The sequence below is a fragment of the Azospirillum sp. HJ39 genome (assembly GCF_041507355.1).
Lineage (GTDB): Bacteria > Pseudomonadota > Alphaproteobacteria > Azospirillales > Azospirillaceae > Azospirillum > Azospirillum thiophilum.
The window spans coordinates 1,300,001-1,311,549 of the sequence record NZ_CP167905.1 but is presented as its reverse complement, the minus strand read 5'-3'; the positions used below and the strand labels follow the sequence as shown (position 1 = coordinate 1,311,549).

The 11,549-nt window shown below is 60.4% G+C and carries 12 protein-coding genes (1 of these 12 cut by a window edge); 3 read left to right on the top strand and 9 right to left on the bottom strand.

The genetic code is table 11. The features are described 5' to 3' along the window. Window positions 1-321: 321 nt before the first annotated feature. Window positions 322-513, top strand: a complete 192-nt coding sequence (locus tag ABMY26_RS06210; RefSeq protein ID WP_372394605.1) for a hypothetical protein — start codon at window positions 322-324, stop codon at window positions 511-513. A gap of 12 nt (window positions 514-525) precedes the next feature. Further along, on the top strand, window positions 526-2,082 hold the full coding sequence (locus ABMY26_RS06205) for a recombinase family protein (RefSeq protein ID WP_372394604.1): 1,557 nt from the start codon (window positions 526-528) through the stop codon (window positions 2,080-2,082). A gap of 9 nt (window positions 2,083-2,091) precedes the next feature. Here ABMY26_RS06205 and ABMY26_RS06200 read toward each other — a convergent pair whose 3' ends face one another. From ABMY26_RS06200 to ABMY26_RS06165, 8 genes are all read right to left on the bottom strand, one after another. After that, window positions 2,092-3,666 (bottom strand): IS66 family transposase, encoded by a 1,575-nt coding sequence (locus tag ABMY26_RS06200; protein WP_372394275.1) that lies wholly within the window; start codon window positions 3,664-3,666, stop codon window positions 2,092-2,094. Between the two features lie 70 nt (window positions 3,667-3,736). Continuing rightward, window positions 3,737-4,090: an IS66 family insertion sequence element accessory protein TnpB gene (tnpB, locus tag ABMY26_RS06195; RefSeq protein WP_372393875.1), complete on the bottom strand. Its 354-nt coding sequence runs from the start codon at window positions 4,088-4,090 to the stop codon at window positions 3,737-3,739. Next, entirely contained in the window at window positions 4,087-4,440 is a 354-nt protein-coding gene (locus ABMY26_RS06190) for a transposase (protein WP_372394276.1), read from the bottom strand. Before ABMY26_RS06190 ends, tnpB begins: the two co-directional genes overlap by 4 nt. Before the next feature lie 206 nt (window positions 4,441-4,646). Continuing rightward, window positions 4,647-5,444 (bottom strand): hypothetical protein, encoded by a 798-nt coding sequence (locus tag ABMY26_RS06185; protein ID WP_372394603.1) that lies wholly within the window; start codon window positions 5,442-5,444, stop codon window positions 4,647-4,649. Window positions 5,445-5,540: 96 nt separating this feature from the next. Beyond that, window positions 5,541-7,019 carry a hypothetical protein gene (locus tag ABMY26_RS06180; RefSeq protein ID WP_372394602.1) on the bottom strand — a complete coding sequence of 493 codons (1,479 nt, stop codon included), beginning with the start codon at window positions 7,017-7,019 and terminating at the stop codon, window positions 5,541-5,543. 41 nt (window positions 7,020-7,060) lie between these two features. Further along, window positions 7,061-8,437, bottom strand: coding sequence for a serine protease (locus ABMY26_RS06175; RefSeq protein WP_372394601.1), 1,377 nt, complete (start codon window positions 8,435-8,437; stop codon window positions 7,061-7,063). 4 nt (window positions 8,438-8,441) lie between these two features. Next, entirely contained in the window at window positions 8,442-8,732 is a 291-nt protein-coding gene (locus ABMY26_RS06170; RefSeq protein WP_372394600.1) for an OmpA family protein, read from the bottom strand. Window positions 8,733-8,860: 128 nt separating this feature from the next. Next, entirely contained in the window at window positions 8,861-9,763 is a 903-nt protein-coding gene (locus ABMY26_RS06165) for a hypothetical protein (protein WP_372394599.1), read from the bottom strand. A 775-nt stretch (window positions 9,764-10,538) separates the two neighbouring features. On the opposite strand from ABMY26_RS06165, the gene ABMY26_RS06160 reads away from it, so the two are divergent. Continuing rightward, on the top strand, window positions 10,539-10,814 hold the full coding sequence (locus ABMY26_RS06160) for a transposase family protein (protein WP_372394598.1): 276 nt from the start codon (window positions 10,539-10,541) through the stop codon (window positions 10,812-10,814). A 36-nt stretch (window positions 10,815-10,850) separates the two neighbouring features. Here the strand turns inward: ABMY26_RS06160 and ABMY26_RS06155 are convergent. Continuing rightward, window positions 10,851-11,549, bottom strand: a protein-coding gene (locus tag ABMY26_RS06155) for an IS3 family transposase (RefSeq protein ID WP_372394597.1); it runs 533 nt beyond the window's last position. Within the gene, window positions 10,851-11,549 belong to an annotated coding region that runs on past the window's edge; the region does not span the whole gene.

Genomic DNA, 11,549 nt, shown 5'->3' with positions numbered 1-11,549 from the left:
ACTTCGGCTTCCGGCCTTTCCCGCGCATCCCCGAGCGCGCCTTTCTGCTCACCGCCTCGGTCATGACGGCTCTCAACGGATTGAAACCATGATCTCTCCGCAGCCCGATCACACTCTCGTTGGACAAGCTGCGAAATGCGTAAGTCTTTGCGCTATGCCAACATGCGCACCTCTGCACCAGTGCACGCCAAGCCATCCGGATATGCGCCAAGACTTCTACCATCACATTGATCCAGAATGATATTTTTCTCCCCCAGCTAAACCACTACAGGCATCCTGGCCCGTGGACGGTTCGAACCGTTGGGACATGGGGAGGCCGCCGTGGCAAAGCCCAAGGGGAAAACAGCCGACGCGCTGCGCCTGGTCGCCGCGGCGGCCGGCGGCGCCCCGGCCACCGGTGCAAAGCCCGACCCGCGTCTCGTCGATCTGGTCCGCCTGCTCGCCCGGCAGGCCGCCCGGGAGTTCGCCCGCAGCATCGAGGAGGGCCGAGCCGACCACCGTCCTCCCACATGAGGAGGCCGCCCGATGAAGGCTGCTCTCTACGCCCGCTACTCGTCCGACAACCAGCGCGACGCCTCGATTGAGGATCAGCTGCGGCTGTGCCGGAATTACGCCGAGCGGCAGGGCTGGCGCATCGTCGACAGCTATTCCGACCGGGCCATCTCCGGCTCCTCGCTTTTACGCCCCGGCGTTCAGGATCTGATCGCCGACGGGCTGAAGCGGCGATTCGACATCATCCTGACCGAATCCCTCGACCGCCTGTCGCGCGACCAGGAGGACATTGCCGGCTTCTACAAGCGCATGCGTTTCGCCGGCGTCGCCATCGTGACGCTGTCGGAGGGCGAGGTCAGCGAGTTGCACATCGGCCTGAAAGGAACGATGGGCGCGCTGTATCTGAAGGACCTCGCCGACAAGACACGCCGCGGGCTGCGCGGCCGGGTCGAGGAGGGGAAGTCGGGCGGCGGGTTGTGCTACGGCTATGAGGTGGTCAAGCAGACGGCCGCCAACAGTGAGGCAACCCGCGGCAACCGCCGGATCAATGCCGCCGAGGCCGCGGTGGTGCGTCGCATCTTCAGTGCCTATCTCGGCGGCCAGTCCTCGCGCCGGATCGCCTGGGAGCTGAACGACGAGGGCGTGCCCGGCCCACAGGGCAGCGCGTGGGGACCGTCGACGATCCATGGCAACCCGAAACGCGGCACCGGCATCCTGAACAACGAGCTGTATATCGGTCGGCTGGTTTGGAACCGGCTGCGCTACGTGAAGGATCCAGATAGCGGCAAGCGGGTATCGCGGCTCAATCCCGAGAGCGAATGGGTCATCCAGGAGGTCCCTGAGCTGCGCATCGTCGACCAGGATCTCTGGGACGCGGTCAAGGCCCGGCAGAAGGCCTTCGCCTTGACGCCGGTGGAGACCAAGGAGGTTGACGGAAATATCCTGACCGATCGCCGCCGACCAAAGCATCTGTTTGCTGGACTGGTGAAGTGTGGCTGCTGCGATGGCGGCTACAGCATGATTTCGAAGGATCTGCTCGGTTGCTCAGCTGCACGCAACAAAGGCACCTGCGGTAACTTGAAGAACATCCGGCGGGACTCTCTGGAGGCGTCGGTGCTGAACGGGCTGCAAGCCCACCTGATGGGGCCGGCGCTGTTCAAGGAGTTCTGCGAGGAATTCACCCGCGAAATGAACCGGCTGCGCATGGAGCAAAGCTCCGAGATCGCCGGCCGCCGCAAAGAGTTGGAACGGGTTCAAAGGGAACTGGATCGCGCGGTCCAAGCCATTCTCGATGGAGTGCCCGGTAGCCAGCTCAAGGATAAGATCGGAAAGCTGGAAGCACGCAAGGCTGAACTCGCCGATATACTGGCGAGCGCGACCGAGCCTCCTCCCCTTCTGCATCCAAACATGGCCGAAATGTACCGGCAGCGGATCGCGGCTCTGCACGAACGCCTACAGTCCGAGGAAACCAAGGCTGAAGCCGCCAACATCCTCCGCGGTCTGGTCGACCAGATCAACCTGCAGCCGGACGGCAACGAGCTGGCGATCGTGCTGCGCGGCGATCTGGCGGCAATGCTGAGCTTCGCGTAAGCGGTGTTTTCAGGCCACGGCAGTTTCGGCCTGCTGGGCATAGCTCCAGGGCAGCAGTTCATTGAGCCTGGTGATCGGATGCCCGCTGGCGAGTTTGGTCAGGACATCGGCGAACCAGGCCTGCGGATCGACACCGCTGAGCTTGCAGGTTTCCACCAGCGACGCGATGGTCGCCCAGTGCTCGCCGCCACCGTCGCTGCCGGTGAACAGAGCATTCTTACGCGTGAGGCCGAGCGGGCGGATGCTACGCTCCACGCTGTTGCTGTCGATCTCCACCCGGCCGTCGTCGAGGAACAGCGTCAACCCTTCCCAGCGGCTGAGCGCGTAGCGGATCGCCTCGGCCAATGTCGATTTGCGCGACACGGTCGCCAGTTGCTTTTCCAGCCACGTCTTCAGTTCCGCAATCAGCGGCGTCGAGCGGGCCTGGCGCTCCCGGCGGCGCGCTTCGGAGTCATGGCCGCGGATCTCGGCCTCCACTGCGTACAACTGGGCGATGCGCCGCAAGGCTTCGCTGGCGATCGGCGCCGAGCCGCCGGTCTGGAGATCATAGAAGCCACGGCGGACGTGCGCCCAGCAGAAGGCGAGGCGCACGGCTCCGCCCTCGGCCAGCTTGTGATAGCCGGCATAGCCGTCGACCTGGAGCACGCCGGTGAACCCCTGCAGATGCATCACGGGGCGTTCCGCCTTGCGATCGGGAGCATAGACGTAGGCCACCGCCGGCGGCTCCGGTCCGTTCCAGGGGCGATCGTCGCGCGCGTAGGCCCAGAGCTGGCCGGTCTTCGTGCTGCCCCGTCCGGGGTCGAGCACGGGCGCCGTCGTCTCGTCAGCAAACAGCTTGCCCGACGCCTTCAGGCTGGCCAGCAACCGCTCATGCAGGGGCCGCAGGTACCACGCCGCCCGTCCGACCCAGCCGGCCAGGGTGGAGCGGTCGAGATCGACACCCTGGCGCGCGTAGATTTGGGCTTGGCGGTAGAGCGGCAGGTGATCGGCGTACTTGGACACCACCACGTGGGCGATCAGCGCCTCGGTGGGGATGCCGGCGTCCACGATGCGCGCCGGCGCCGCGGCCTGCACGACGCCCTCCTCGCACTGGCGGCAGGCGTATTTCGGCCGACGGGTCACCAGCACCCGGAAGCGGGCCGGGACGAGGTCGAGACGCTGCGAGACATCCTCGCCGATGGGATGCAGCGTGCCGCCGCAACACGGGCAGGTCTTGTCGGCGACATCGATGAGGATCTCCTCGCGCGGCAGATCGGCCGGCAGGTTGCCGCGGTTCACCCGACGCCGTGGCGGCGAAGGGGCCGGCTTGGCCGCCGCGGTGCCGGTGGGCTCGGCCTCCTTGGCGGCCAGCGTCTGCTCCAGGTCCTCCAAGGCCAAGGCCAACTGGTTCGGATCAAGGCGCTCGGCCCGGCGGCCGAAGCGATGGCGCTGCAATTCCCGGATGATCTGGCGTAGCCGGGCGATCTCCTCCTCGGCCGAGGAACGGGCCGCCGTCAACTCCGCGGCATGCCGGACCCGTTCGGTCAGCAGCAGGGCACGCAGTTCGTCAGGATCGCTGGGAAGGGTTTCAGGCGCGGTCGTCACGTCCACCAGTATAGCGGCGGCTTGCGCAGTCCTCGCCTCCGAAGCGGTGGCCGAGTCGCTGTGTCGCAGCTCAGCTGGCGGACGTCGGCCGAGACACCCGCACGCCCCGCACCCGGGTCCAGTCCAGACCCTCGACGAGCGCCGAGAGCTGAGCCGGGGTCAGCCGGATCACGCCGTCGCGGATCGCTGGCCAGCGGAACTGGCCGGCCTCCAATCTCTTCGCGATGAGAACCAATCCGGTGCCGTCCCAGTGCAGGAGTTTCACCCGGTCGGCTCGCTTGGAGCGGAAGACGTAGACGACCCCGCTGAAGGGATCCGCCCCCAGTTGCTGCTGCACCAGAGCGGCCAAACCATCCATACCCTTGCGGAAATCGACCGGCTTGGCGGCGACAAGAACCCGCACCGCGCCCTCGATGCCGATCACCGCGACGCCCTCACCGCGCGCAGCACCGCCTTGACGGTGGCGCTGTCCATGCCGGCCGGCACGCGCACCACCGCATCGCCGATCTGCACTTCGATGGCCGGGAGTTCCTTCGCTGCGGCTGGGGGCGGCGTGGTGTCCAGCACCACCGGCGCAAACACCAACCCCTCTTCCTGGAAGCGGTTGGCGGCACGCGCTTCCCGGCGCCAGCCGAACACCTGCTGGGGGCGCAATCCGTGACGCCGGGCCACTTCGGAGACCACGGCCCCGGGCACCGCCGCCTCCGCCAGGATCCGTTCCTTCTCCTCCGGCGACCAAGTCCGGCGGCCCACATCGCCGGTGATCACCTCCATCCGGCGCACCCGCACGGGCTCAGAGGCAAGCGTAAGGTCGAGCGCAGACACAAACCGATCTCCCATCCATTCGATCCGGGAGACTCGCTCCGCCCTGTTTCCGCTGAAAGCTGGGGCCAGAACACCGCTTACCGAACAACAGAGTCTTCAGTGAAACCGGTACGGTTCAAAGTACGGATCGCAGCCATTTCACCCCACACCTGCTCTCAATGATCAAGGCGTATTACCGACAGAGGAGTCGGATCAACTATGCGATGGAATTCCACAGCGCCCAGTGCTGTTCCAGGGCTTGGTGCTCCAAAGGAACCCGGGGGAGCCACCGCAACCGCTTCAGGGACACGCTCCCGAGTGATGCACACGAAAATTGGGGAAGAGAATTCGCTCGTAAGCCGGTAAGTTGCTCCTCGGGAAAGGGAAACGCCTGCCCGAGCATTGGCTGCCTTTTCGATAACAGTATCCAGCCCGAGGTTTGCTGCCTGCTCGGCACTCAGTTCCATAGTCATAGCATGAGCGCTTAGCGCATCACGAATTAGAAAATATTCACTTCCAGGAACCTGAGCGGCAGTCCGCATCCAATTCCTTGCCGCCTCATGCAAGGGCTCGTCATAGGTGCGATGTTCATCAATTCCACTATAAATCACTGATCCTGTCCATTGCTGCTGCGCATGAGCAGCCAAGTTAGATGAAAAGCCAGGCACTAAACTTTTCAATAACCCGATGGATAACGATGCAGCATCAGCGCCGGTGCGCATCGCTGCGACAGTTTGCACATTCTCGGCAGTATAGACGGAACGTCGCAGATCGGGATCCGCAAGGAGATTCTGAGCCAGAAAAAAAGCACCCGATTTATCACGTCGAATTATTGTGCCTGGCCCCTCAAAACTACTCGGAACCTGAAGGCAACTATATTGTCCAATGTCAGGAGGTGGCGGTGGCTGAAGGTTTGTGCACGCAACGAGCAAGATCATTAACACTAAGGCGACAAGCAGCTGAGGCGATTTCATTTGCATGTACATTCCCTCACACCTTCGGGGTTAAGATAGCACGGAAGAAATGCATGCCGATTTATCCGAACTAAGAAACGCCGCCCCAGAGCCTACCTAACGTGGCAAGCTCCCTGGCGGAGGGAAGGCTTCGGCAGCCTCTAGAATGGCTGTCGGATCGATTCCATCCGCCCGCAATGCTTGTGGCCGACGTTCAGCTGAGGCAGCGAGAGATCCTGCAAAGGCACGCGCAGCCGGATGGTCGGGATAAAGGCTAAGAGCATGCGTCACGTCATTGAGTGCTGCCGGAAGTGATTTGGGCTCCTCGGTCAACCGAATCGCGGCACGCATCGAGTACAGGGTTGGGTTAAAGGGCGTTAGCTTTAGCGCCTCACTAAGCGCTTCTTCTGGACTGGCGCCTGGAGGCTTTACATCCTGCTTCAGACGCGATAGCGCGATGAGTTGGAGCGCCATCGCATGCGTAACAGGGTCTCCACGCGAGGTTTCCCCATGAAGGAACGCCCTGAATTCGCGCTCGGCTCGCGGATACTGAGCTGCACCGTATCTGTATAGTCCGGCAAGGAAATGTACCGCTGGCAATCGGTGGACTGGTTCAACCTCGTCCTCTTTAACCCAACCACTGCGGTGTTCACTTGAAATTTGGTACCACAACACGCCGGAAGTGCGCCGAACACTTTCGACACGATGAGGCCCCTGCGTCTGCAACTGCCCCCCCTGTAACGTGCCTGGAGCGTTCCGCAGCATTACAGGCCTATCAGGTGGTATGGTGACTGCAATCGGACCAAACTCAGCATGGTAAAAGTTCATCCATACTCTCTCACCGGCAGGCAACTCTACGTTCAACCACTTGCCTCTTGCGCCGATGATCTTCAATGGCGTACCTTCGACTGGTCCAGTCGGCAATCGCGCTTGCTCCTCCGGCGCACTTTTAATTGGCACGCCATTCGGACAACCCGCGTCAAGATTGCAGCGGGCCGAGACCGGCGAGCCGAACAGCACATCTGGCTCCGCAATTACTGGAGCGAAGGCAAGGCGGTCAATTTCCACTGGCAATCGGGCCAAAGCCGGTGCGGTAGGATCGGACGCCAAAGGAACTTTGATTTCCAGAATTGGTTTCCATACCTCCGGAATGACGCTAAGAAAACTATGAAGTGCTACACGGGTATCGCTTTTAACCACGCCTCCCCATGCCACCATTTGTCCGTCGAGCGCTTTACCAAGGCGGAGTGCACCAGGATGAAAGCTTCCCTGCAGGATCTGTACAGGATCCATCCCAAATTCCCTGAGCAACTCGTCCCAGTTTTCTCGCTGCGGTGCAGTGTCGCCCGATCGAGTAGCGAGCAAGACACCGCGGCCACGCATGTTGCGGATAGCCGTAAGCGTCTCTCGCCACATCAGGCGACTGGCCGCCTCGCCGTATCCTGTGTTGCTGGGGTCAATGAATTCGAGAACAACAGCTTTTTGCGCAACATGCGGGAGCGCACGGTCTACGCAGCTAATGCGCCCTGCATCATTCAGGCAGACACCCTCTCCAGCAGTAACGGAGCCTGAAAGCGCGATGAGGATGACTACCACGATATGGACCCACCGACTTCTCATTGCGCGGCTCCCATTCGCTACTTTAACAAATCAAGAAGTTTTTGACGCTCTTCTTGAGTACTTCGGACAGTGGCTGCACTGCTAATCCAAGTAATCGCGTCTCTTCGCTCTTGGTCCGTGCGGGCTCTTCGCAGCTGCTTCTCTGCAACAGCGAGCATTGTATTAAATACCCATCTTTGATCGAGCCGCTCGGAAAACAACGTCGGGTCATTCACCTCAGATACTAGAATTTGATCATCCACCCAAAAGGACCCGCCCGCCAGCCTCGCGTCGCTGGGGAGGACAATGGCAGATTTCAGATGCACAAGGGGCTTCCCACTTGGCTCAGGGCGTAAAGATCCGAATCCAATCACAATACCAAGGGCGTTCAAACTGCATCCCAGTTCACGAAGCTGATCGAGGCGTGCAGGTGGGATGCCGAGATCGCTGCGGTCGTATCCCACTTCGGGTACGTTCAGAGTACTGAGGCGCGGCCCTAAAGCGACAAGGAAAAGATTCTCACGAATACGGTTCAGGTTCGCCGCAACTTCGGCAGTTTCGGCGCCGGGCGGGAACTGATAGGGCTCAACATAAATAGTACGGCCGCTACTGCTGCGCGGCACTGACGTAGGCGGCTCCACATCGCAGGCAGAATGATCAGATTTACCACAGCCCAGCCGCACGTTTTTGACCTTATCAGCAATCCATCCTTTGATTATAGAAATAGGCAAAATTGCATTCTCACCTTCAACGCGCAAAGTCTGTCCCTTGCTATTATCATAGAAAGAGCCTCCGAGCGCGATAGCCACAACACTTCCTGTGCCGGACAGCACTGGTCCACCCGAGTTACCAGGATTTATTGGCGCATTTGTAAACATGGCTTCTGCGAGGTTACCCCCGAGATCCGTATCGGATGTTCTAATTTCACCGGGAGCTTGATCGTAGATTTTACCTTGTGTGAATCCGAGCGCTACTACGCGGTCTGCGACTTTTGGGCGTTGATCGAAACACAATGGCAGGACTTTCACCGAAAGAGTCGGATCGTTCGCGGACAAGAGGGCAAAGTCGTGCTCTGGGTGCAAGTACAGTTTGTCGGATGAAATATGAAATGCCCTACCATTTGGAGGAGCCACACCAATACGACCCTCAATCTTTGTCGAAGCTAGCGGCTTTCCGTCTTCACCGACAAACAGGTGCTTAGCCGTCAATATCCTCTGGTCCTCCGAGATGAAAAACCCAGTCCCCGTTTTCTCATTAATAGGGCGTCCTGTTTTCTGATCGATGCCGTTCACCGTCAAGTGAACTATGGCCAATTGAAGCGCGTCCTTAAAATTCGGGTTTTCGCTTGCCTGCGCTGCGAACACGTTGCAGACGAGCGGCACAAACAAAGAAAGAACTATCAGGAAGCACTTCATAGCCCTAACCTCCGATTTCGATCAGGACACGCTGGGCTTCTACCTCCGGATCAATCCCACCGCGAGGTTCCCGACCAATAATCACGATGCGTTGCGCTGGGATGCCCGCATCAAGCAGGTAGGCACGCACGGCATCAGCCCTAGCCTGTGCAACCGAAGCCAAGCTACCGCCAGTATCAGCGAACCAGAAAAGTTTTACAGTCGCTCCGGGGTTAGCGCGCGCTTGATTTGCCGCACTAGCTGTTACATCACGGGCAAAGGTGTCGAGAGCAGATTGCTCCTCAAAGAACACCATTCGCCGTGCTATGGGCTCTCCCGCGCACGAAACAAGTATCCAGCATGCCACGGTCACCGCCCATCGCGGTTCCGCCAAGGACCATTCGAGGTTCGGAGCGAAAGCTCCGATTTTCCTTGCGACGCGAGTCAAAGTGCATATAGGCCACGTACGCATCGCCGATCCCTGGGCGTGATAGAGGGAGACGGCGTAGCAGAATATTGGTCCACCGTCCATTCCTTGGGTATAGGGTACATCATCAGTGAATGATCGTTGAACTCCGGATCACCAATGCACTGCGTGGCTGTATCGTAGCGAGTAAAGACATTAGCTCTGGTATATTCCTCGCTCCATGGCGGATCCTCCTTCGCCATGGCGTTGATCACCGCGCGCTCCGCCCATTTAATTCCTCCCGTTGGATGCTGATGTTCATGCCTAAGCCCGAGCGCATGACCGAATTCGTGCATAATAATGTTGTCCACGACATCGGCAATGTTCATCGTCGGCTCATCTCTGTTTGTTTTTCCCAAAGCGTTACGGCCAATCAATGACCAGTTCCCACCGTGGCCAAATCGGACACGTATGTGGGCATCTTTCGGGTCCACTTTGTCTTTCGAGAGCACGTTCCATGAGAAATCAAGATACGCATCGACCCCATCGCGCAGCCACTCGGACGCCGCACGAATGCATTGATTGTGCTCTTGGGAAGTGCCATTCAAGAAGAATACGCTTAACGTCACTTTGCCGCTCGGCGTTAGGCCGTCACTGGGCATCCATCTGTCGCGGGCCGATGCCAAGCCGAAAGGTGTGAATCTGAACTCGTTTGTTAAACGCTCCGCGGCGAAGGGCGACAGCGTGACTGGGCCAGTTTCGGCATTGAAAGGTTCGAAGCGGAGCCCTGACTGCTGCAAAGGCGGCTCTAACGTGGCGCAGATAAAAGCGCCACGCTGTGTTGCGTTGCCCTGCTGAGCACCCACAAGCTTACTTGCAAGGCACGCGCCCCCAGCGCAAACGCAGCTTAATAATAGTTGACGTCTATGGAGCTTAAGCATGAACCAACTCCAGCCCGTATCCGGAAATCGCACCGCAGGCATGCTCAGACATGCGACCTTTGTGCCTAAGGTAGTCTATTAATGTAATTTTTGCGACTCACGCGCAAACTGGTATTAGGGCTTCATCTTCAAGCGCACCGAACAACACTAAAAAACCCGCTAATGGGCGTATCTACCCCAATTTTGGGCTTTGCAGACGAAGTAATGCGGCTTGCCGTAAAAATCGGTTTGGCGAGCGTCGTTAGTCCACGTTTAACAAGATGCGGAAAAAGGCTATGCTGCGGCGGGTTCTCGTGATTCTCTCTGCTGGCACGGGTGCGGTCGGAGAGGGGACGATGCGCAGATCGGACGTATGCCTCCGGTGAGGGCCGTCTTGGCAAAATAGGGTCCGACGTCTGAGTTTTGCGTTGCGCGTCATCGCGCGGACGCAAACGAGTTGTAAACGTCATGGCTTATCAGCGGGTCGAGGTTCTGACGGGGACGGAGCGGCGGCGGACCTACACGCCGGCGGAGAAGGTCCGAATGGTCGAGGAGGCGAGTGGGACCGCTGTGGCCGAACCGTCCAGCTTCGTCGCAGTGACCATTACGCCGGAGCCGACCGCAACCGAACCGCCGGTCTTGGAGCCCCCTGAACCATTGCCGCCTCCAGCGGTTCCGACCACGTGTCAATCGGCTTGAGATAGGAACCCCGGATCGGCACGGAAAAGGGGCTCTGTCGCAGATTTGATGGTGCTGGACTGTTGTTGGCTTTGGTTTCACCAGCGGAATTAGCATCATGGCTCAGTCGCTTCGCTGCACGGGGTGTGTACCGCCCGGCTTCGTGGTCATCGAGGCGACGGACGCCGGCCTCACCGTTCAGATCACGGTGCGCTCCACCGCCGCGTTCAGCCCTTGCCCGGTGTGCGGCGGGCACTCGTTTCGGGTGCACAGCCGGTACCAGCGCTTCCTTCTCGACCTGCCGCTCTCGGGGCGTAACGTCCACCTGCACCTCCAGGCGCGGCGCTTCCACTGCGATGTTCCAACCTGTCGGCGCCGGATCTTCGCCGAATGAACCGCGCCGGGTTTTCTGGAGGCCATTTGTGTTGAGTCACGCCGCCATGGCGACGTCCTCGACTTGAACATAGTAGCGTGCTTCGGCCTCGGCGGGCGGGATATTGCCGATGGGTTCGAGGAGGCGCCGGTGGTTGAACCAGTCGCCCCATTCCAGGGTGGCGAACTCGACGGCCTCCAGAGTGCGCCAGGGTCCTCGTCTGCGGATCACCTCGGTCTTGTAGAGACCGTTGACGGTCTCGGCCAAGGCGTTGTCGTAGGAATCGCCGACGCTGCCCACGGAGGGCTCGACGCCGGCCTCGGTGAGGCGATCGGTGTAGCGAATGGCAAGGTATTGCGAGCCGCGGTCGGAGTGGTGGATGAGGCCGCTGCCCTTGACCGGCCGACGGTCGTGGAGCGCCTGTTCCAAGGCGTCGAGGACGAAGCCGGCGTGTGCCGTGCGCGACACCCGCCAGCCGACGATGCGACGGGCAAAGGTATCGATGACGAAGGCCACGTAGACGAAGCTCTGCCATGTGGCCACGTACGTGAAATCCGCCACCCACAAGGCATTCGGGCGGGGCGCCTGGAATTGGCGGTTCACTCGGTCGAGCGGGCATGGCGCCGCCCGGTCGCTGATCGTGGTGCGCACCGCCTTGCCCCGTGTCGCGCCCTTCAGGCCCATTTGGCGCATCAGCCGGGGCACCGTGCAGCGTGCCACGTCGATGCCTTCCCGCCCCAACTGCCGCCACACTTT